Annotated in this window: 18 protein-coding genes; 4 read left to right on the forward strand and 14 right to left on the reverse strand. The window is 65.5% G+C overall.

Features of this window, described 5'->3' with window-relative positions:
• Position 1: 1 nt before the first annotated feature.
• Positions 2–850, forward strand: a complete 849-nt coding sequence (locus CRO22_RS03760) for an SDR family oxidoreductase (RefSeq protein WP_097068886.1) — start codon at positions 2–4, stop codon at positions 848–850.
• Here CRO22_RS03760 and CRO22_RS03765 read toward each other — a convergent pair.
• The 6 genes from CRO22_RS03765 to CRO22_RS03790 all read right to left on the reverse strand — a co-directional run bounded on the left by CRO22_RS03765 (position 838) and on the right by CRO22_RS03790 (position 8,203).
• Complete coding sequence (locus tag CRO22_RS03765) at positions 838–2,073, reverse strand: MFS transporter (RefSeq protein ID WP_097068732.1); 1,236 nt, start codon at positions 2,071–2,073, stop codon at positions 838–840. The genes CRO22_RS03760 and CRO22_RS03765 overlap by 13 nt on opposite strands.
• 50 nt (positions 2,074–2,123) lie before the next feature.
• A complete protein-coding gene (locus CRO22_RS03770) occupies positions 2,124–3,311 on the reverse strand; it encodes a TIGR03862 family flavoprotein (RefSeq protein ID WP_097068733.1) in 1,188 nt (395 codons plus the stop codon).
• A complete protein-coding gene (holA, locus tag CRO22_RS03775) occupies positions 3,311–4,336 on the reverse strand; it encodes a DNA polymerase III subunit delta (protein WP_097068734.1) in 1,026 nt (341 codons plus the stop codon). The genes CRO22_RS03770 and holA overlap by 1 nt, the downstream gene beginning before the upstream one ends.
• Positions 4,333–4,797 (reverse strand): LPS assembly lipoprotein LptE, encoded by a 465-nt coding sequence (gene lptE, locus CRO22_RS03780; RefSeq protein WP_394341474.1) that lies wholly within the window; start codon positions 4,795–4,797, stop codon positions 4,333–4,335. Before lptE ends, holA begins: the two co-directional genes overlap by 4 nt.
• Positions 4,798–4,813: 16 nt before the next feature.
• Positions 4,814–7,546, reverse strand: coding sequence for a leucine--tRNA ligase (gene leuS / locus CRO22_RS03785; RefSeq protein ID WP_097068736.1), 2,733 nt, complete (start codon positions 7,544–7,546; stop codon positions 4,814–4,816).
• 144 nt (positions 7,547–7,690) lie between these two features.
• Entirely contained in the window at positions 7,691–8,203 is a 513-nt protein-coding gene (locus CRO22_RS03790; protein ID WP_097068737.1) for a DUF3576 domain-containing protein, read from the reverse strand.
• A gap of 290 nt (positions 8,204–8,493) precedes the next feature.
• Here CRO22_RS03790 and CRO22_RS03800 point away from each other — a divergent pair, with 290 nt between their 5' ends.
• A complete protein-coding gene (locus CRO22_RS03800) occupies positions 8,494–9,465 on the forward strand; it encodes a porin (RefSeq protein WP_176518530.1) in 972 nt (323 codons plus the stop codon).
• A gap of 96 nt (positions 9,466–9,561) precedes the next feature.
• Positions 9,562–10,224 carry a YggS family pyridoxal phosphate-dependent enzyme gene (locus tag CRO22_RS03805; RefSeq protein WP_097068740.1) on the forward strand — a complete coding sequence of 221 codons (663 nt, stop codon included), beginning with the start codon at positions 9,562–9,564 and terminating at the stop codon, positions 10,222–10,224.
• An 18-nt stretch (positions 10,225–10,242) separates the two neighbouring features.
• Here CRO22_RS03805 and ribA read toward each other — a convergent pair whose 3' ends face one another.
• Positions 10,243–11,319 carry a GTP cyclohydrolase II gene (gene ribA, locus CRO22_RS03810; protein WP_097068741.1) on the reverse strand — a complete coding sequence of 359 codons (1,077 nt, stop codon included), beginning with the start codon at positions 11,317–11,319 and terminating at the stop codon, positions 10,243–10,245.
• Between the two features lie 147 nt (positions 11,320–11,466).
• Between ribA and CRO22_RS03815 the strand changes: the two genes are divergently transcribed.
• Complete coding sequence (locus CRO22_RS03815; RefSeq protein ID WP_097068742.1) at positions 11,467–12,153, forward strand: response regulator transcription factor; 687 nt, start codon at positions 11,467–11,469, stop codon at positions 12,151–12,153.
• Between the two features lie 94 nt (positions 12,154–12,247).
• On the opposite strand, the gene CRO22_RS03820 is transcribed toward CRO22_RS03815, so the two are convergent.
• The 7 genes from CRO22_RS03820 to lspA all read right to left on the reverse strand — a co-directional run bounded on the left by CRO22_RS03820 (position 12,248) and on the right by lspA (position 19,652).
• Positions 12,248–12,592: a DUF3775 domain-containing protein gene (locus tag CRO22_RS03820; protein WP_097068743.1), complete on the reverse strand. Its 345-nt coding sequence runs from the start codon at positions 12,590–12,592 to the stop codon at positions 12,248–12,250.
• A 55-nt stretch (positions 12,593–12,647) separates the two neighbouring features.
• The gene (locus tag CRO22_RS03825) at positions 12,648–13,811 is read right to left on the reverse strand and encodes a DNA recombination protein RmuC (RefSeq protein ID WP_097068744.1); all 1,164 of its coding nucleotides are present in this window, start codon (positions 13,809–13,811) and stop codon (positions 12,648–12,650) included.
• Positions 13,808–15,676, reverse strand: a complete 1,869-nt coding sequence (mutL, locus tag CRO22_RS03830; protein WP_097068745.1) for a DNA mismatch repair endonuclease MutL — start codon at positions 15,674–15,676, stop codon at positions 13,808–13,810. Before mutL ends, CRO22_RS03825 begins: the two co-directional genes overlap by 4 nt.
• Positions 15,677–15,724: 48 nt before the next feature.
• Positions 15,725–17,041, reverse strand: a complete 1,317-nt coding sequence (locus tag CRO22_RS03835; RefSeq protein WP_394341475.1) for a M16 family metallopeptidase — start codon at positions 17,039–17,041, stop codon at positions 15,725–15,727.
• Positions 17,038–18,441: a M16 family metallopeptidase gene (locus CRO22_RS03840; protein ID WP_097068746.1), complete on the reverse strand. Its 1,404-nt coding sequence runs from the start codon at positions 18,439–18,441 to the stop codon at positions 17,038–17,040. Before CRO22_RS03840 ends, CRO22_RS03835 begins: the two co-directional genes overlap by 4 nt.
• A gap of 100 nt (positions 18,442–18,541) precedes the next feature.
• Positions 18,542–19,102, reverse strand: a complete 561-nt coding sequence (locus CRO22_RS03845) for a DUF3035 domain-containing protein (RefSeq protein ID WP_097068747.1) — start codon at positions 19,100–19,102, stop codon at positions 18,542–18,544.
• 70 nt (positions 19,103–19,172) lie between these two features.
• On the reverse strand, positions 19,173–19,652 hold the full coding sequence (gene lspA / locus CRO22_RS03850; protein ID WP_097068748.1) for a signal peptidase II: 480 nt from the start codon (positions 19,650–19,652) through the stop codon (positions 19,173–19,175).
• Positions 19,653–19,655: the final 3 nt, after the last annotated feature.

A 19,655-nucleotide genomic window follows, 5' to 3' on the forward strand; every position in this document is an offset into this window, starting at 1 on the left:
GATGAAAACGCTGCTCTCGATCGGTCATGGATATTCGGCCCGCGCGCTAGGGCGCCTGCTTTTGGCGCAGGGCTGGCGCGTCATCGCCACCACGCGCAGCGTTGAAAAAGCAGAATTGCTGCGCAGCGAAGGGCTGGAAGCGATGGTCTGGACAGGCGGTCCGCTGCCGCTTGAGGAGGCGACGCATCTGCTGACCTCCGTAGCGCCGGATCGTATCGGCGACCCGGTTCTCGCTGCGCAGAAAGACGCCATTGCTGCATCGCAGCATCTGGCATGGGTGGGCTATCTTTCCACCGTCGGCGTCTATGGGGATCATGGCGGCGGCTGGGTCGATGAGGAGACCCCGCTCACTCCCTCGACCGAGCGGGGCCGGACGCGGGTGGCGGCCGAGGCGGATTGGCAGCACCTCGGCCTGCCGCTCCATGTGTTCCGGCTCGCGGGGATCTACGGGCCGGGCCGCGGCCCCTTCGCCAAGGTGCGCGCTGGCACGGCGCGGTTGATCGTCAAGCCCGGGCAGGTGTTCTCCCGCATCCATGTCGACGACATCGCGCAGGTGCTCGCCGCCTCGATCGCCGATCCGAGCCCGGGGCGGATCTACAATGTTTGCGACGACGCGCCCTCGCCGCCCGAGGATGTGCTGGCCTATGCCGCCGAACTGCTCGGCCTGCCGCGCCCGCCCGAGGAACGCTTCGATCCGGCGCAGATGACGCCGATGGCGGCGAGCTTTTATGCCGAGAACAAGCGGGTACGGAACGACCGGATCAAGGCGGAGCTTGGGGTCAAACTCCTCTACCCCGATTACCGCGCCGGTCTGGAAGCGATCCTGAAAACCGAGACTCAGGCGGGCTGAGCGCTCATTGGCCGCTCGCGCACCGGCAGGTGCACGAGCGCCGAGAAGGCGCCGACACCGACGCCGACCCACCACACGAGCGTGTAATTGCCCGCGATGTCGTAAAGCCGCCCGCCGAGCCAGACGCCAAGAAAGGCGCCAAGCTGGTGCGAGAAGAACACAACGCCATAAAGCGTGCCCATATAGCGCAGCCCATAAAGATCCGCCACAAGCCCCGAGGTGAGCGGCACCGTGGCCAGCCAGAGCGCCCCCATCACCAGCGAAAACACAAGCACTGAGCCCGGCGTGATCGGCGCGAGGATGAAAGCCGCGGCGGCGATGGTGCGCAGAAGATAGATCGTGGCGAGCAGGTATTTCTTGCTCCAGCGCCGCCCGGCCCAGCCAGCGAAAATCGTCCCCCCGATATTGGCAAGGCCGATGAGCGAGATCGCCGCCGCACCCAGCGCCGATTGCGTCTCGATGCCGAGCGCGGCGAGCATCGAGCCCGGCGGCACCGCGCCGCACATCTCGGTCACCATCGCGGGGAAATGCGCGGTGATGAAGGCGAGCTGATAGCCGCAGGAGAAAAACCCCATGAAGATCAGGAGAAACGACGGGTCGCGCAACGCTCGGGCGACCACGTCGCCCATGCTTTCGTCGCTCGCGGAGGGGGCGGGGCGCGCCGGGCCGCGCAGCATCGGCAGCGCGAACAGCGCGCAAAGGATCACGCCCGCAAAGATCAGGAACACCGTCTGCCAGGGGAACTGGGCGAGCAGCGCCTCGGCCAGAGGCGCGCCGAACACCTGCCCCGCCGAGCCTGCCGCGGTGGCGATGCCAAGCGCGAGCGAGCGGTTCGCATCCGAGGCCGCGCGCCCCACCACGGCCAGGATCACGCCAAAGCCGGTACCCGCGATGCCGAAGCCCACCAGGATCTCGAGCAGGTCATGTTGCCAGGGCGCGGTGGCGAAGGCCGAGAGCACGAGGCCCAAAGCATACATCAGGGCACCGAGCACGATTGCCCGACGGTCGCCGAAGCGCTCGGCCAGCGCGCCGAAGATCGGCTGGCCGATTCCCCAGGCGAGGTTCTGGATCGCAATGGCAAGGCTGAACTCGGCCCGCGGCCAGCCGAATTCGGCGGCAATCGGGATCTGGAACACCCCGAACGAGGCGCGGATCGCAAATCCGAGCATCAGGATGATGGCCCCGCCGATCAGGACGGGGGAAATGAGGCGGCTCTCGGTCATTGGCGTCTCCCTGGCGCGAAGGGCCAGTTCGCCATGCGGCGTGACCTGCGTCAATCGGCTGATTGTGCCGGGAACAATCGCGCGGCGGCGGCGGCCCCCGCGGCGGCCCCGGTGGCAAGGCAGCCGGTGAGCAGGTAGCCGCCGGTCGGCGCCTCCCAATCGAGCATCTCGCCCGCGACGAAAACCCCGGGGAGGGCTTTCAGCTCCAGCCCTTCGGTGAGCGCGGCCGCCGCGATACCGCCCGCCGAAGAGATCGCCTCGGCGAGAGGGCGGGGCCCCTGATGGGCAACAGGGAGCCCCTTGATCTTGCGGGCAAGGGCGAGCGGGTCAGTGGGCAGCGGCCGCCCCCATTCGTTCAGCAACGCGAGCTTCACCGGGTCAAGCTTGAGCGCCTTGCGCAACCGGTTCGGCAGGCTCTCGCGCGCGGGTGTGCGACCGATCCGATGGGCGATCGACTCGCTGTCCAGATCGGGCAGCAGATCGAGGTGCAGTGGCGCACCGTCGCGAACGGCCGCGGCAATGGCATAGACGCCGCCTCCCTCGATGCCGCGGGACGAGAGCACGAATTCGCCTCGGCTCCCCTGTCCGGGAACGATCAGCGCCGTGCCCTTCACCGGTTGGCCGAGATGGGGCGCCATATGCGCCGACCAGTCCACGCACAGCCCCATATTGGCGGGGCGGAACGGTGTGATCTCAACACCCTTCCCGGCGAGCCAGGGCAGCCAGGCCGCATCCGATCCAAGCCGCGGCCAGCTTGCACCGCCAAGCGCGAGCACCGCGACTTCGGGGGTGATGATCTGCCGGCCGTCGGGCGCGTCAAAGCGGAAAGCGCCCCCCTCAAAGCCCTGCCAGCGCCAGCGGGTGTGCAGCGTGACGCCGAGCCCCTCGAGCCGCGCGAGCCAGGCGCGCAGCATCGGCGAGGCTTTCATCTCTGCGGGGAAGACGCGCCCGGTCGAGCCGGTGAACAGGGTCACACCAAGGCCACGGGCAAAGCGCATCACCACCTCGGGGCCGAAACCTGCCACATGCGGGCGGATCCAATCCGGCTGGTAGGCGTTCAGGAACGCCTCGGGTGATTCGTCCTTCGTCAGGTTCAGCCCCGATTTCCCGGCCATCAGGAACTTGCGCGCGGGCGTCGGCTTTGCCTCGGCGATCATCACCCGCGCGCCCGCGCGCGCGAGCCGCTCCGCCGCCATCAGCCCCGCCGGGCCTGCGCCAATTACAAGAGCTTGAGTCATCAGTGTTTTGCCGCGATGCTGGCGAGCCGCATCAGCGCACGCTCGATCACCGCCATCTGCGGCGCGCGCGAGGAGGAACGCAAGGTGAGATCCGCCTCGATCAGCACCTTGAGCGCCTCGTCGAGCCGGAACATGCCCCATTTCTGCGCTTGCCCCTGCAAGCGTTCACGTCGCGGCCCGAACACCGGCGGGCGCATTTTCGCGATGCCGGAGCCCGGGCCTGCCGGATCTGACGCCGCCATATGCAGCGTGCGGAAATGGCGCGTCGCCATGATCGCCAGCGTCACCGGCGCCACCCCCTGCCCTTCGATCCGCCGCATCATCTGCGCGAATTCCGGCACCCGCCCCTCGGCCACAAGGTCAAGCGCGGCATCAACCTCCGCCTCGACCGTGGCAGGGGCGCAAAGCGTTACCTCATGGGGCGTGAGCGGGGTCGCATCGCCATGCTTGTAAAGCGCGATCTTTTCGATCGTCTGGCGGAAATCGCCCGGATCAAGCGCGCGCGACAGCGCGAGAATATCGGTCATCGTTTCGGCAGGCACATGGGCGAGGCCCGCCTTTTTCAAAATGTCCTCGATTTCCTCGCGGCTCGGCGGGTCGTCGTAGATGCCGATCGCATAGGCGTTGGCATGTCCCTCAAACACCTTGCGCAGCGCCGATTTCGCGGTGAGCGCGCCTGCCGTGGCGATGATCTGCGCATCGCCCGGCGCCCAGGCCTTCACCGCCGCGGCAAAGGCGGGCGCGGTGCCATCGGTCGCCTCTTCTACAAAGACCACGCGCGGGCCGGGAAAAAAGCCGATCTCCTTGATCGCATCAAGCACAAGGCCGGGGGAGCGGCGCAAGTCCCCGCCCGAAAGGCGGGTGAGGCGCATCTCGCCCTCGCCCTCGGGGCCGATCAGGGCCGCGATCACTTCCTGACGGCGCAGTGCCACCCGCATCGCATCGGCGCCAAAGATCAAAAGCCCGAGCCGCGCCGGATCTGGCTTGGCGAAATAGCGGACCGCCTGCGCACCGGCGAGCTTCATTGCGGCAGTGTTCCTGCCCCCGCCAGAAGCCGGGTGATGGTCTGGTCAGCCAGCATCCGCATCAGGCGGCGGTGCGCATCTTCCTCGGCAGCAGAGGTCGCGACGACCGTGCCCGAGGCGGACCAGGAGGTGAAACTCGCCACGGTGCCCGCCAGCAGCACCGCATCGCTGCCCGCATCATGAAGCCGATACTCGGCGCGGCCGGTCAGCGAATAACGGGTGGTGGCGCCATCGGGGGTGATCGCCTGTCCAAGCCTGTCGGTGGTGATCTTGTAGGCAAGCCGGTAGCGCACGGTGCCGGGCGGGTTGAGCCGTTCGGCGATGCGCCGCACGAAGGCGAAGTCGTCACGCGTTTGCGGCGCATCGGGGGCAACCCCGCCCAGAAGCTTGCCGCCGCCTCCCGCGGGCCCATAGGCGGGCGTGAAGCCACAGCCTGCCAGCGCCAGAGCGCTGCCAAGCATCAGGAAGTTCCGGCGATCAGATGACCACATTGACGATGCGCCCCGGCACGACGATGAGCTTTTTCGGCTGGCCACCGGCCAGCGCCTTTTGCACAGCATCGTCGGCCAGCACGATCTTTTCAACCTCGGAAGCGGGCATGTCCTTTGGCACGGTAACTTCGCCCCGCCGCTTGCCATTGATCTGAATGGGCAGGGTCACCGAATCTTCCACCAAAAGCGCCGGGTCCGCCTTCGGCCACGCCGCTTGCACCACAAAGCCCTCACCCCCCAGCGCGGCCCAGATGTCTTCCGCCAGATGCGGCACCATCGGCCCCATCAGCTGCGCCATCAAAGCCATCGCCTCGCGTTTGACCGCGTTGGAGGCCGCCGATTTCTGCATCGCGTTGGTGAGCGTATAAAGCGCCGCCACGGCCTTGTTGAAGGCAAAGCCCTCGATCGAGCGGGTGACCTCGTCAATCGCCTTGTGGGTGGCTTTCAGAAGCGCGGCATCTTCCGCGCCACCCGCGCCGCCTGCCCCTTCGGCGATTTCATTGGCAATCCGCCAGACCCGCGCGAGGAACTTGGAGGTGGCTTCGGCACCTGCCGCCGTCCATTCCACATCGCGCTCGGGCGGGCTGTCCGACATCACGAAGAACCGCGCCGTATCGGCGCCGAAATCGGCGATGATATTCATCGGATCGACCACGTTCTTCTTCGATTTCGACATTTTCGCCGAGGGGATGACCTCAAGATTGTTGTCTTCCTCATCCTTCACGGTGAGGGGGTGATGGAAATACTGGTCTTCCCAAGCTTGATTGAGCGCTGAGATGTCTCCGAAGTCGATCCCTTTTTCCTCTACGAAAACCCGCCGCAGAGCCCGAGTTTTCCCAGAGTATTCGAACCGCACGACCTCCTCGGGAAGATAGTATTTGGCCCGCGAGGACGAGCGGTTTCTGTGAATGAGTTCTCCATTGTCGAACATCGGGTCAGTCACGTTGTCCGTGGCAACGCTGCCCATGTAGATCTCATGCGTGACCATGCCCTGCGTGAAAAGCGCGTTGAAGGGTTCGATCGCTTTCGCAGGCAGGTGGCCGGTTTTCTGCATCGCGCGGGCAAAGAAGCGCGAATAGAGCAGGTGCAGAATCGCATGCTCGATGCCGCCGATATATTGATCGACGTTCATCCAGTAATCGGCATCTTCCGCCACCGTGGGCGTGCTCGCATGGGGCGCGGTGAAGCGCGCGTAATACCACGACGAATCAACGAACGTATCCATCGTGTCGGTCTCGCGCTTGGCCGCGCCACCGCAGCTCGGGCAGGCGCAGTCGCGCCATGTGGGGTGGCGGTCGAGCGGGTTGCCGGGCTTGTCGAAGGCCACGTCATCGGGCAGCCGGACGGGGAGGTTTTCCTTTTTCTCGGGCACCACGCCGCAGGCGGCGCAATGCACCACCGGAATCGGGCAGCCCCAGTAGCGCTGGCGCGACAGGCCCCAGTCGCGCAGCCGGTATTTGGTGACGCCCTGACCAAAGCCCTTGTCTTCCGCAAAGGCGATGGCCGAGGCCACGCCCGCTTCGCCGGTCTGCACCGTCTCGCCCGCGAAACCGCGGATATAGCGCACGGTTTCCGATTTCATCGGCACGAAGGCCTCGGTGAGCGGGGCCTCATCGGCGCCCTCGGCCACAAACACCGGGTTGATCGGCAGGCCGTATTTGGAGGCAAATTCAAAGTCGCGCTGGTCATGCGCGGGGCAGCCGAAAATCGCGCCGGTGCCGTAATCCATCAAGATGAAGTTCGCGATCCAGACCGGAAGCTCCCAATCCGGGTCGAGCGGGTGCTTCACGCGGAGGCCGGTATCACGCCCGATCTTCTCGGCCGTTTCAATCGCTTCCTCGGTGGTGCCGCCCTGGCGGCATTTGGCCAGAAACGCGGCCATCTCCGGGTCTTGCGACTCAAGCAGCTTGGCCAGCGGATGGTCGGGCGAAATCCCCACGAAGCTCGCGCCCATCAGCGTATCGGGGCGGGTGGTGTAGCAGTCGATTTTCTCGAAGCCTGCGGGGGCCGCAACGGTCTCAAAGGAGAACTGCAGCCCGCGCGACTGGCCGATCCAGTTCGCCTGCATCACTCGCACCTTCTCGGGCCAGTCCTTCAGCCCGTCGAGCGCCGAGAGCAGCTCGCCCGCGAAATCGGAGATCTTGAAGAACCACTGCGTGAGTTCCTTGCGCTCCACGAGCGCGCCCGAACGCCAGCCGCGCCCGTTCTCCACCTGCTCGTTCGCCAGCACCGTCATGTCGACCGGGTCCCAGTTCACCACGGCGTTCTTGCGGTAGACGAGCCCGGCTTCCAGCATGTCGAGGAACATCGCCTGTTGCTGGCCGTAATATTCCGGGTCGCAGGTGGCAAACTCGCGGCTCCAGTCGATGGAAAGGCCCAGAGGCTTCATCTGCGCGCGCATGTCGGCGATATTGCCGTAAGTCCAGTCTTTCGGGTGGCCGCCGCGCTCCATCGCCGCGTTTTCGGCGGGCATGCCGAAGGCGTCCCAGCCCATCGGGTGCAGCACCGAAAACCCGCACGACATCTTGTAGCGCGCCACCACATCGCCCATCGTGTAGTTGCGCACATGGCCCATGTGGATCCGCCCCGAGGGGTAGGGGAACATCTCGAGCACGTAATATTTCGGCCGGGCCGGGTCGCGGCGCGCCGTGAACACGCCTTCTGCATCCCAGGCGGCTTGCCATTTCGTCTCGCTCTGGCTCGGCTCGTAACGCGACATCGCGGCCCCTCGTCCTTCAATCTGGCGGAAATCTTGCGCCCTGCTATACCGCAGCCGCCCCAAAGGTCCAGAGACGAGCCACCCGGGCGACAAAAAACCCCGCCTGAGCGGGGCTTTCGCAAGCGTTGTGAGCGGCTGAGGAGATCAGAGCCCCGAGTCGCGGATCCGAAGCTGCCGCGCGCGGGTGAGGATCGCATCCTCCACGGCCCGCACCGTCTCGCTCGACACCGTGCCGCCGCGGCTTTCGAGCGACACCTTGAGCGAGCGCGCATCGAGTGCCGGGTCGCTGACGTGAATCGTTGCGCGATAGGCGCGCCCGCCGCCCGGCGGCGTGCCGTAACCGGTCACGATCAGCCCGGAGAACGGGTCGACCGTCTCGATCGGCAGGAAGTCGAGCACTTCGAGCGAAGCGTTCCAGAGATAGCGGTTCACCTCGAGCCGGACATTCGGATCATCTTCGTTCGAGAACAGGTCTCCAAGGCGCGAGCCGCGCGATTCCTTGGTCGTACCGGTGTAGGACGGGTCATCCGGGTCGGTGATCGGTTTGGCCGGGGTGCCCCAGGAAAACAGCTTGCCATTCGAAATGCCGCCGCAGCCCGCCACCGTCAGCGCGAGGCCCAGCACCGCCGCGGTGCGCAGTAGTGTTGCTTTTTTCATCGGATCGACTGCTCCCGTCGGCTGAGCTCTTGGCTTTTCCTGTCTCTAGCCGATGCCCCGCGGGGCGACAAGATTTTTCCCCGCCCGCGGCGCACCCGGCCCGGCCACCCCCGCCCCGGGCCGCAAAGACCCCTTCCGGGCACTGTGGCAAAGCTGCACCACGAAGATCGCCTTTGCCCGCGCCGGTCCCGTTTTCGTTGCAATGTCAGGCGGGGCGAGAGAAAAAGCCTTCATACCCAACTCGGATTCCCCTGAGTTGGGGCTGACCTTAAAGCGAAATGAGGGAAACAATGAAAAAGCTTCTTATCGCGTCGACCGCGCTCGTGCTGACCGCCGGCGCCGCGGCCGCTGACATCTCGATCTCGGGCTACGGCCGTTTCGGCCTGGGCTACACCTCCGCCGACGTGAACCCGATGGGCGGCGCCGCCAGCACCTGGGTTGAGCAACGCCTGCGTCTGAACATCGTCGCCTCGACCACCTCCGACATGGGCGTGGAATTCGGTGCGAAAATGCGCATGCAATACGACGACAGCAACACGATGGTCGCTGGCAACCGCGCCCAGTTCTTCGTGTCGTATGAAGGCTTCTACGCTCAAGTCGGCAACATCACCACCGCGCTCGACGAAGACACCGCTGGTCTCTTCTACGCGACCGAAATCGGCCTGACCGACACCGGCTTCGGTGACTCGCGTTCGGACTTCTTCGCCTATGAGTCGAAAGCTGGCAACGGCAACAAAGTCGGCGTCTATGGCAAATACACGATCTCCGGCGTGACCCTCGAAGCGTCGTTCATCAACCCGGACCACTACGACCTCAATGGCGTCGTCGCTGGCTCGGTTGCCAATGACAAAACCGAAACCTCGTTCGTTGCCTCCTACGAAGGTGGCCCGATCACCGTTGCCGCTGGCGCGACCTGGAACGGCGCTGGCATCGACGGCAACGACGTGTGGTACCTGGGCGGCAAATACGCGTTCAACGACGCCTTCTCGGCCGGCCTGACCTACATCAACGAAGGTGAATCGGCTCTCGTCGACCTCGGCAGCACCACCTCGATCTACGGCACCTACACCGTCGGCGCCATGGGTGTGACCGCCTACGTTGCGCAAATCGACAACTACGACACCGCTGCTCCGAAGAGCGACACCTCCTTCGGTATCGGCGCGTCCTACGACCTCGGCGGCGGCGTCAAGCTGCTCGGCGCTGTGCACCGCGACTACGACGAAGAAACCTTCGCCGAAGCCGGCGTGAAATTCGCGTTCTGATCTTTCGGAACCGGAATGGAAAGAGCGGGCCTTGGCCCGCTCTTTTCTTTTTTGCCCTGCCGTGCTGGATTGGCCCGGATCTGACGGAGGAACGATATGGGACTGGCAGAGATCACGGCGCGGGTCAGCGCCGCTGAAGCGGCCGCCGGGCGCGCGCCCGGTTCGGTTGCGCTGATCGCCGTGTCGAAGGTGCAGCCGCCCGAACGGGTGGTGGCGGTGCTTGAGGCCGGGCAACGGCTCTTTGGCGAGAATTACGTGCAGGAAACGGCAGGCAAATGGCCGGACTGGCGGGCGGAGTATCCTGGCGCGCGCGTGCACATGATCGGACCCTTGCAAACCAACAAGGCCAGGCAGGCGGTGGAGCTGTTTGACGCGATCCACACGCTCGACCGGCCCTCGCTCGCCACCAAACTGGCCAATCTCGCGCAGATGCGCGGCGCCAGCCCGGAGCTTTTCGTGCAGGTGAATACTGGCGCCGAGCCGCAGAAGGCGGGTCTGCTGCCTGCAGCGGTGGACCGGTTCATTGCCGAGGTGCGGGCGATGGATCTGCCGCTGCGCGGGCTGATGTGCATCCCCCCCGAGGCGGAAGACCCCGCCCCCCATTTTGCCGCGCTGGCCGATATGGCGGCGCGCAACGGACTCTCCGGCCTCTCGATGGGGATGAGTTCGGATTTCGAGGCCGCGATTGCCGCGGGCGCAACCCATGTGCGGGTGGGTTCGGCCATTTTCGGCGCGCGGGAGTACAACGCGCAGGGCTAGGCGCTGCCGCGCGCCCGGTTACAGCAGATGCCCCGATTTCGCCGCCTTGGTGGCGAGATAGGCGGCATTATGCGCGCTCTTCCCAACCTTGAGCGGCACCCGCTCCGCTACAGTGATGCCATGCGATTGGAGCATCCGCACCTTGGCGGGGTTGTTGGTAAGGAGCCGCACCGCGGAAAAGCCGAGTTTTTTCAGAATCGCCGCACCGATGCGAAAATCGCGCTCGTCATCCTCGAAGCCGAGCCGATGGTTCGCCTCGACCGTATCGAACCCCTGATCTTGCAGCGCATAGGCGCGCATCTTGTTGGCCAGCCCGATGCCGCGCCCCTCCTGATTGAGGTACAAAAGCACCCCCGCCCCCTCCGCGCCCATCTGGTGGAGCGCCGCATCAAGCTGGGGCCCGCAATCGCATTTGAGCGAGCCGAGCACATCGCCGGTGAAACAGGCCGAATGCAGCCGGGCGAGCACCGGCGCGGCGCGGTCGGGCGATCCGATCTCGATCGCGTAATGCTCCTCGCTGCCATTGTCGGGGCGGAAGATGTGCAGCCGCCCCTTCTCTGCCGCACGCATCGGCACGCGGGCAGCCGAAACGGGCGCAAAGGCGGTCTCCGCCGAGATCAGCCGCAAGATTTCTTCAGCATCGAGATGGGTGAGCCCCTCGGGCAGGGTCTTGGGCAGGGGCGCGAGCAGTGCCGCGGGCAGAAGCTGCGCGCTTTTGGCAAGCTGGAGCGCGGCACGGGCGGGGGTGGCCTCACCGTCGCGCCGCGTGGAAAGCGGCCCTTTCATCGGCGTCATCAGATCGCCGGCCGGGTCGGCCAGCGCGCGCAGCCAGCCAAGATCGGCCTCCTCGGGCACCACCACGCGGGCGAGATCATTGTCATAGACGCGGGCCTTCAGCGTTTCCGCCCGCCAGGCGGTGAGCGCGAGCGTGAGCGGGCCCAGCCCGCGCAGCGCCGCCAATCGCTCCACCGAGAGCGTCTCGACCGCCACGGCGAGCTGGCCGGAGACCACGACAGGCAACCCCATCCGCAGATCGGCGCGGGCGCGGTTGAGACGTTCGGCGGGGCTCGGACCAAGGGCGAGGGGCGTTTTCATGGCTCCAGAGATAGCGAGGCCCGTAACAAATTGAAACACTTCCCCGCCCTGCGTCACCCTTGCGTGAGAAAGATTTCACGCCCCTTGCCGCAGGCGTGATCCGCCTCCAGCTTCACGAAAACGCCCAAACCGAAGCAGGAGGCACAAATGGCCGGATTGAAAAAGATCCTTCTGGTGGATGACGACGACGACCTGCGCGAGGCGCTGGCCGAACAACTGGCCGCGACCGAGGAATTCGAGGTCTATGAGGCCGTCTCCGGCGCCGATGGCGTCGAGAAAGCGAAAGCCGCACTTTACGACATCGTCATGCTCGATGTGGGCCTGCCCGATACCGATGGGCGCGAGCTGTGCAAGAAGCTGCGCAAGCAGGGCGTGAAATGCCCGGTGATCATGCTGACCGGGCACGACACCGATGCCGACACCATTCTCGGCCTCGATTCGGGCGCGAATGATTACATCACCAAGCCGTTCAAGTTTCCGGTGCTGCTCGCCCGCGTCCGCGCCCAGTTGCGCACGCATGAACAATCGGAAGATGCGGTGTTCCAGCTTGGCCCGTATACGTTCAAACCGGCGATGAAGATGCTGATCGACGCGAAAGAGCGCAAGATCCGGCTGACCGAAAAAGAGACCAACATCCTGAAGTTCCTCTACCGGGCGCAGGATGGCGTGGTGGCGCGCGATGTGCTCTTGCATGAGGTCTGGGGCTATAATGCGGGGGTGACCACCCACACGCTCGAGACCCATATCTACCGGCTGCGCCAGAAGATCGAGCCCGATCCCTCGAACGCGCGGCTCCTGATCACCGAATCGGGCGGCTACCGGCTGGTGGCCTGATCCGGGCCACCAAACGGCTTTGCCGCCGACTGGCAAAAACATCCGGGGGGCGGCATTGCAGCAGGGGGGCAGCGCCCCCCGACCCCCGTCGATCTCACACTGAAGGGTTGATGTCTTCCTCGGCTTCCTCAAAGCTGATGCCAAGCGCATTGAGCCCGTCTTCGAGGTAATCGGCCAGCATCGGCACGCCAAGGAGGTAATCCGCGGTCGGCGCCGTCGCCTCGGCTTTGGCCGTGGCATAGGCTTCCTCGAATTCCGATGAATCAAAGGTTTCGCGGCCGATCCACATCACCGCGGTCAGCGCCGCCTGCTCGTCTTCGTTGAGATTTTCGATGAAAGCGCGCAGCTCGCGCCCCTGCCCGGCGCCCGGAAAATCGGCGTCGTACTTGCGGGCGCGGATGATGATATGGGCAATTTTCGACGGGCTGATCGGCAACATTATGGCTCTCCTCCGGTGTCAGTGTCGCCGCTCACGTGTTCGTGTGCAAGCCTATTCAGCGCTCCAGCGGCACGACATTGGCAGGCGTGAGCCCTTCCCCGGAGGCCAGCTCCTCGAAGTCGAAATTGTCGAGCCGATGCGCGCGCTTTCCGGCCTTTTCGGCGGATATGCGGATCTCTTCGATGTCCTTTGCCGCCATGGCAAAATGCCGGTCAAGGTTGGACACACGCCCCCCCAGCCGCTCGACATCGGCATAAAGCGCGGCGAGTTCGCGCCGGATCGCCCCCGCCTGCGCGCGCATCCGCGCGTCTTTGAGCACCGCGCGCATCGTGTGCAGCGTTGCCATGCAGGTGGTGGGCGAAACGATCCAGACCTTCGCAGCAAAGCCCTCGCGTACAAGTTCGGGGAAATTTGCATGAAGTTCCGCATAGACCGCCTCGGAGGGCAGGAACATCAGCGCGCCATCGGCGGTTTCACCCTCAAGAATGTAGCGGTCGGCAATGGCGCGGATATGGCTGCGCACCGCGATCCGCATCATCCTTTGCGCCTCGATCTTCTGGCTCTCGTTTTCGGCGCGCCGCAGCGCCTCATAGGCCTCAAGCGGGAATTTGCTGTCCACCACAATCGGGCCGGGCGGGTTGGGCAGATGAATGAGGCAATCGGCGCGCCGCCCGTTTGACAGCGTGGCCTGCATGGTAAAGGCATCAGAGGGCAGCGCCTTTCTCACGATGTCATGAAGCTGGATCTCGCCAAACGCGCCGCGGGTCTGTTTGTTGGACAAAATATCCTGCAGCCCCAGCACATTGCCCGAGAGCTTCTCGATATTCGCCTGCGCCTTGTCAATCGCCTCAAGCCGCTCCTGCAGCGCGCCAAGGCTGCGCGCGGTGCGGGTGGCTGAACCATGCAGGCTCTCGCTCATGGCGCGGTTCACCTCGGCGAGCCGCGCCTCCATCAGCGCGAGCATTTTGGTTTGCGCCGCCGCCTGCGCCTCGCTCACATGATGAAGCCCGCCCGCAAGCTGGTGCTGGCCGTCCGAGAGCGCCTGAACCCTTTGCGTCAGCGCGATCAGGTTGCCGGTGAGCGGGTCCATCGCGCGAGACGCCCTTGCGGCGCTGCGCAGCACCGCAAGGAGCAGCAAAAGCACCAGAGCCGCGACCGCGAGCGCCCCCTGCACGAGCGGGTCGTGAAGGTCGATCAGATGCGTGCCGATCTCGATCATGTGCGCCCGAACAGCCGCTCGATATCGGAGAGCTTCAGTTCCACATAGGTGGGCCGCCCGTGGTTGCACTGGCCCGAATGCGGCGTCGCCTCCATCTCGCGCAAAAGCGCGTTCATCTCTTCCACGCGCATCTGCCGCCCGGAGCGGATCGAGCCGTGGCAGGCCATGCGGGAAAGCACCGCCTCGATGCGCGCCTGAAGCTTCAGGCTTTCCCCCAGATCGGAAAGCTCATCAAGCACATCGCGCAAGAGCGCGCCCGCATCAATCTCGCCCAGAATCGCCGGGGTCTCGCGCACGGCAATGGCAGCGCCCCCAAAGGGCTCGATGGTGAGGCCGAGGCGCTCAAGATCCGCCGCCGCCTCAAGGAGCCGCGCCGCATCGGAGGGGGAAAATTCGACGATCTCGGGAATGAGCAGCGCCTGCGCCGCCACGCCCTTTTCTGCCATCTGCTTTTTCAGCCGCTCATAGACAAGGCGCTCATGCGCGGCATGCTGGTCGACAAGCACCATCCCGGTCTCGGTCTGGGCGACGATGTAATTTTCATGCAGTTGCGCACGCGCCGCGCCCAAGGGACGGCGGGTGAGTTCGGGCGTGGCCTCCGGAACGGGCTCGACCCGTGCGCTGGGGGTGAAGGGCTCGGCAGGCGCGCCGGTGAAGGGCTGCGGCGCCTCGTCAAAGCTTGAGAGCGGCATCTGCGCGGCGTAAGCGCTGCGGATCGCTCCATAGCTGGGCCGGTCCATCTGATAGAGGCGCGGCGGTCCCGCGGGTTCGGGCTGCATCGCGCCCAGCGTTGCCGTGGCGACGGTGGAGGAGGCGCGGTGGCCGGCCTCGGCCAGCGCATGGCGGATGCCGGTGACGATGAGCCCGCGCGGCACGCCCGCCTCGCGGAACCGCACCTCGGCCTTGGCGGGGTGCACGTTCACGTCGACCCGCTCGGGCTCGCAATCGAGAAACAGCACCGCTGCCGGATGCCGGTCGCGGGAGAGAAAATCCATATAGGCGGCGCGCAGCGCACCCAGCAGCATCTTGTCACGCACCGGGCGGTGATTGACGAAGAGGAACTGCTCGATGGCAGCCCCGCGCGAATAGGTGGGCAGCGCCGCATAGCCGGTGAGCCGCAGCCCCTCGCGCTCGGCATTAAGCCGCACGGCATTATCCGAAAACGCGCGGCCGAGCACCCGGCCAAGGCGCGCGGCGAGCGCATCGAAAAGCTCGCCCTGTTCGGCATCGGCGCGGAAAAGCTCGCGGCTCTCCGCGCTCACATCGCGCAGCGTGAAGCTCACATAGGGCGCGGCCATCGCGAGGCGCTTGACCACATCGGCAATCGCCTGCGCCTCGGCGCGGTCGGAGCGCAGAAACTTGAGCCGCGCCGGGGTGGCGTAAAAAAGATCGCGCAGCTCAACGACCGTGCCACGGGTCAGCGCTGCCGGTTTGACCGGGCCAAGCTGCCCGCCCGCAACGGTGATCTGCGCGGCATCGAAGCCTTCGGCACGCGAGGTGAGCGTGAGTCGACCCACCGCGCCAAGGCTCGGCAGCGCCTCGCCCCGAAAGCCGAAGCTGCGAATATTGAGCAAATCACTGCCGTCGATTTTCGAGGTCGCATGGCGCGAAAGTGCGAGCGGCAAGTCTTCGGCGGTCATGCCGCAGCCATCGTCGGTGATGCGAATGAGGGTCTTGCCCGCATCGGCATAGGCCACGTCGATCCGCCGCGCGCCCGCATCGAGCGCGTTCTCGACAAGCTCTTTTACCGCTGAGGCGGGGCGTTCCACCACCTCGCCCGCGGCAATGCGGTTTGCCGCGGCTTCATCCAGTTGCCGGATCACGGGGCGCTCGTTCGCGCTTATATTGCGGGGGTCTGCGTTCATTCCACTAGGGATAGCACAGCCCGGGGGGCGCCCCAAGAGATTCGGGCGTTACTTCAGCCCGGCAGGCTGCCCCACCACGACAAAGCGCAGATCCTCGGGCTTGAGCAGCCGCGCTGCCACGCGGGCGATGTCTTCCTTGGTCACCGCATCCACCTTGGCATTGCGGCTGTTGATATAATCGACCGGCATGTGGTTGAGCTGCATCCCGGCGAGGATATCGGCGATATTGCCATTGCCGTCGAAGCGCAACGGATAGGCCCCGGTCAGATAGGTCTTGGCATCCGCCAATTCCTTGTCGGTCACCTCGCCCGTCGCCGCTTTCGCCCATTCCGCCTTCACGATCTCGATCGCCTCGGCAACCTTTTCATTCGCGGAGGCAAAGCTCCCCTGCCACGTCTCCGAAAGATCCTTCGGCACGAGGTAAGTGTAAATGCCATAGGTTAGGCCACGTTTCTCGCGCACCTCCTCCATCAGCCGCGAGGAAAAGCCGCCCGCGCCAAGGATCTGGTTGAGCACATAGGCGGCGAAGAAATCCGGGTCATCCATGGCCAGCCCCGCCTCGGCGAAAGCGACCACGGATTGCGGCGTATCAAAGGGCACGACTGTGGTGCCGCCGGTCAGCTTCAGCTCCGCGCGCGGCGGCATCTCGGCCCCGGTCGCGGGCAGATCGCCCAAAAGCGCATCAAGCATCGGGCCGAGTTCGGCGGGCGTGATATCCCCCACCGCAGAGACCACCAGCCGGTCTTTCGCCATCACCCGGGCTTTCGCCTCGAAGAGATCTTCGCGGGTGAGACCCTGCACGCTTTGCATGGTGCCATTGAGCGAAGAGCCATAGGGGTGATCGCCATAGGCGAGATGGCGCAAAGCCTTGCCCGCAAGGGCGTTGGGATCCTGTTCATCCGAGGCGATGATCGAGAGCACTTGCCCGCGCACCCGGTCCATCGAGGCCTGGTCGAAATGCGGCTCGACCAGCGCGCCGCGCAACAGCGCCACCCCCTTGTCGCGGTTTTCCGTCAGCATCCGCGCCGAGACAGAGAGCGCATCGTCATCGACATCGAAGCGGAAGCTTGCTGCCAGCCCCTCCTGCGCGGCGGCAAAGCCCTGACTGTCAAGCTCGGCGGAGCCCTCCTCGAGCGTTGCCGTCATCAGGTTGATGGCACCGCGTTTGCCCGGCGCATCAAGGCTCGCGCCGCCGCGAAAGCGGATTTCGAGCGCCGTGAAGGGGATGTCATGCGCTTCGACGAGCCAGGCAGTGATGCCGCCGGGCGACGTGACTTCCTCGATGTCGAGCGCCTGCGCGGGCAAGGCGGCAAGGGCGAGGGCGAATCCGAGGCAGGCAATCCGGATCTGGTGCATCAGGCTCATTGCGTCACCTCCCCGCCCAGTGCGGGCAAGGCCGCCGCGGCAGCCTCGGCAGCGACCGGCTTTGCCCCGGTCAAGGCTTGCGGCTCGGCATAGACGGTCACCGCATGGTCGGGCGCGAGCACGGCGCGCGCCGCGGCCATCACATCCTCGGGGGTCACTTGCATCAGCACCTCGGGCCAGCGCTGCACATCCTCGATCGAAAACCCTGAAGCGAGGGCCTCTCCATAGCGCTGCGCCAGCGCCTGGGTATTGTCCCGCTCATAAATCTGGTCGGCGCGGATCCGGGTGCGGATCCGCTCGAATTGCGCCGGGTCGACCCCGGCAGCCAGAAAGTCGCTCAGCGCCTTGTCGAGCGCGACTTCGACCTCGGGCAGGCTCACATCTTTCGCGGGCATCACCGCGAGCGAGAATGTGGTCTTGTCGATCGACATGCCGTCATAGCCCGCCGAGGCATGGATCGCATCGCCGGTCTCGAAAAGAAGCTTGCGCCCGAGCACCGAAGTGGCGGAATTGCCGCCGAGGATCTCGGCGAGAATCGTCAGCGCCGCGGCAGATTTCTGGTCGTCCGGGTTGCGCTCGGGGGCAAGATAGGTGCGCATGAGATAGGGCTGGGCGATGCGCGGATCGTGGAACACGAGGCGCCGTTCGGCAAGCTGGGGCGGTTCCTGCGGGCGGATCCGGGGGGGGATGCCTTCGGAGGGGGCGAGCGGGCCATAATAGCTCTCGGCGAGAGCCTTGACCTCCTCCAGCGTCACATCGCCCGCCACCACGAGCACCGCATTGTTGGGTGCGTAATAACGCTTGTACCAGGCGATCGCATCGTCGCGGGTGAGCTCTTCCATCTCCTGCCGCCAGCCGATCACCGGCGTGCCATAGGGGCTGTTGAGATATTGCGCCGCCCGCATCTGCTCGCCCAGAAGCGCGCCCGGATCGCTGTCGGTACGCTGCGCCCGTTCCTCAAGGATCACGTCGCGCTCGGTTTGCCAGTCGTCGGGAGAGATTTTCAGATGCCGCATCCGGTCGGCTTCCATTTTCATCACCAACTCCAGCCGGTCGGCGGCAATGCGCTGGTAATAGGCGGTATAATCATAGGAGGTGAAGGCATTGTCCGAGCCGCCATTCGCCGCCACCGTCTTCGAGAGTTCTCCCGCCGCCATCGTATCGGTGCCCTTGAACATCAGATGTTCGAGGTAATGCGCGATGCCCGACTTGCCGCGGATCTCGTCGGCGGAGCCCGCCTTGTACCAGACCATCTGCACCACCACCGGGGCGCGGTGATCCTCGATCACCACTGCCTCAAGCCCGTTTTGCAGCGTGAAATGACTCACCGGTGTGGCGGCGGCCCCCCCGGCGAATGGGGCCGAAGCGGCAATGACAACGGCGGCAAGCGTTGCGCGCATGGGGTCTCCTCCCTCGATCAGGTCAGATTAGCGGCACCCTGAGGGCAGTCAAACCACCGCCGTTACGCTTGACGCAGGTTTGAAGTGCCGTGACGGCGGGTCATTCGGTCTTGGGCAGCAATTTCTGCGCCGCGCCCGAGGGCGGGGCCGCCGGGGTGCGCAGCCCGGCCCGGCGCCAGCGCTCGATCTCCGCTTCCTGATCGAGCGCCATCGGCCCATAGGCCTTCAGATAGGTGTTCACGCCAAAGAGCCGCTCAAGGAACTTGCCGTTGTTCTTGCGGCGGTACTCGAGATCCTCGTCGGCCAGCGCGGTGCGGATGCCGGTCTCGGTGCCAAATCGCCCGGCACGCGAGACGAGCGCACCATCGCCAGCCGGCACGCCCGCAGTGTTCAGCCGGTCGGGGTTGCCGCCCAGCGCCGCAATGGCATCGGCCGCGGGCGTCGGATCGGTGAGATTGCTGCCGCCCGGCGTCGGCGCGGGCAACGCGGCCAGATCCTCGGGCATCTCAAGCGGTTTCGTCGGCAGGATGCCGAATTCATCCGGCCCGGGAGTATCGGAGCGCAGATGCATCAGTTGCGGCGCCTTGTCGGAACGGCCACAGCCAGCCAAGGCCAGCGCCAATACCAGCGCAATCCCGAGCTTGTCCGTCACCGATCGCATGAGCCACCCCGTTGCAGTTTCATGCCCGTCTTAGCCTATCGTCGCATCCACGTCACGCCCCAAAGGCAGCTCAGCGGCGGCGTTTCGTATCCGCTTCTCCGGTGAAGAGCACGAGCCCCGCCGCCCCGAGGAAGATCGCGATATCCGCGATGTTGAAGGAATAAGGGTTCTGCCAGATCGGCAGCGACATGTTCAGAAAATCGGCGACGGCCCCATAGGCGATGCGGTCGATCACATTGCCGAGTGCACCGCCGATCAGAAGCCCCGCGGAAACCGTCACCCGCGCGTCATGCCGCCCCCGCCCGATCCAGAGCCAGACCCAGAGCGCGATCCCGAGCGCGAGCGCCACGAGCCCCCAGCGCGTGATCGCATCCTCGCCCGAGAACAGGCCAAAGTTGATGCCCTGATTCCATGCCATGCGCAGGTTGAGCCAGGGCGGCAGCAGGTCGATCGCCCCCGCCCGGTCGAGCCCCATCCCGTGCACGACGATATATTTCGACGCCTGATCGAGCATCAGGACGAGGGCTGCGGTCCAGGCGGTCGTGCGCATCAG

The sequence above is a fragment of the Rhodobacter maris genome (assembly GCF_900217815.1).
GTDB classification, from domain to species: Bacteria; Pseudomonadota; Alphaproteobacteria; order Rhodobacterales; family Rhodobacteraceae; genus Rhodobacter; species Rhodobacter maris.

Excerpts from the sequence above, each read along its gene's own strand:
- ribA (WP_097068741.1), bottom strand. The coding sequence starts at position 11,319 with ATGAAAACGCCCCTCGCCCTTGGTCCGAGCCCCGCCGAACGTCTCAAC.
- CRO22_RS03815 (WP_097068742.1), top strand. The coding sequence starts at position 11,467 with ATGGCCGGATTGAAAAAGATCCTTCTGGTGGATGACGACGACGACCTG.
- CRO22_RS03825 (WP_097068744.1), bottom strand. The coding sequence starts at position 13,811 with ATGATCGAGATCGGCACGCATCTGATCGACCTTCACGACCCGCTCGTG.
- lspA (WP_097068748.1), bottom strand. The coding sequence starts at position 19,652 with ATGCGCACGACCGCCTGGACCGCAGCCCTCGTCCTGATGCTCGATCAG.
- CRO22_RS03820 (WP_097068743.1), bottom strand. The coding sequence starts at position 12,592 with ATGTTGCCGATCAGCCCGTCGAAAATTGCCCATATCATCATCCGCGCC.
- mutL (WP_097068745.1), bottom strand. The coding sequence starts at position 15,676 with ATGAACGCAGACCCCCGCAATATAAGCGCGAACGAGCGCCCCGTGATC.
- CRO22_RS03790 (WP_097068737.1), bottom strand. The coding sequence starts at position 8,203 with ATGAAAAAAGCAACACTACTGCGCACCGCGGCGGTGCTGGGCCTCGCG.
- CRO22_RS03835 (WP_394341475.1), bottom strand. The coding sequence starts at position 17,041 with ATGAGCCTGATGCACCAGATCCGGATTGCCTGCCTCGGATTCGCCCTC.
- CRO22_RS03760 (WP_097068886.1), top strand. The coding sequence starts at position 2 with ATGAAAACGCTGCTCTCGATCGGTCATGGATATTCGGCCCGCGCGCTA.
- CRO22_RS03765 (WP_097068732.1), bottom strand. The coding sequence starts at position 2,073 with ATGACCGAGAGCCGCCTCATTTCCCCCGTCCTGATCGGCGGGGCCATC.
- CRO22_RS03845 (WP_097068747.1), bottom strand. The coding sequence starts at position 19,102 with ATGCGATCGGTGACGGACAAGCTCGGGATTGCGCTGGTATTGGCGCTG.
- lptE (WP_394341474.1), bottom strand. The coding sequence starts at position 4,797 with ATGCTTGGCAGCGCTCTGGCGCTGGCAGGCTGTGGCTTCACGCCCGCC.
- CRO22_RS03840 (WP_097068746.1), bottom strand. The coding sequence starts at position 18,441 with ATGCGCGCAACGCTTGCCGCCGTTGTCATTGCCGCTTCGGCCCCATTC.
- CRO22_RS03805 (WP_097068740.1), top strand. The coding sequence starts at position 9,562 with ATGGGACTGGCAGAGATCACGGCGCGGGTCAGCGCCGCTGAAGCGGCC.
- CRO22_RS03800 (WP_176518530.1), top strand. The coding sequence starts at position 8,494 with ATGAAAAAGCTTCTTATCGCGTCGACCGCGCTCGTGCTGACCGCCGGC.
- CRO22_RS03770 (WP_097068733.1), bottom strand. The coding sequence starts at position 3,311 with ATGACTCAAGCTCTTGTAATTGGCGCAGGCCCGGCGGGGCTGATGGCG.
- holA (WP_097068734.1), bottom strand. The coding sequence starts at position 4,336 with ATGAAGCTCGCCGGTGCGCAGGCGGTCCGCTATTTCGCCAAGCCAGAT.
- leuS (WP_097068736.1), bottom strand. The coding sequence starts at position 7,546 with ATGTCGCGTTACGAGCCGAGCCAGAGCGAGACGAAATGGCAAGCCGCC.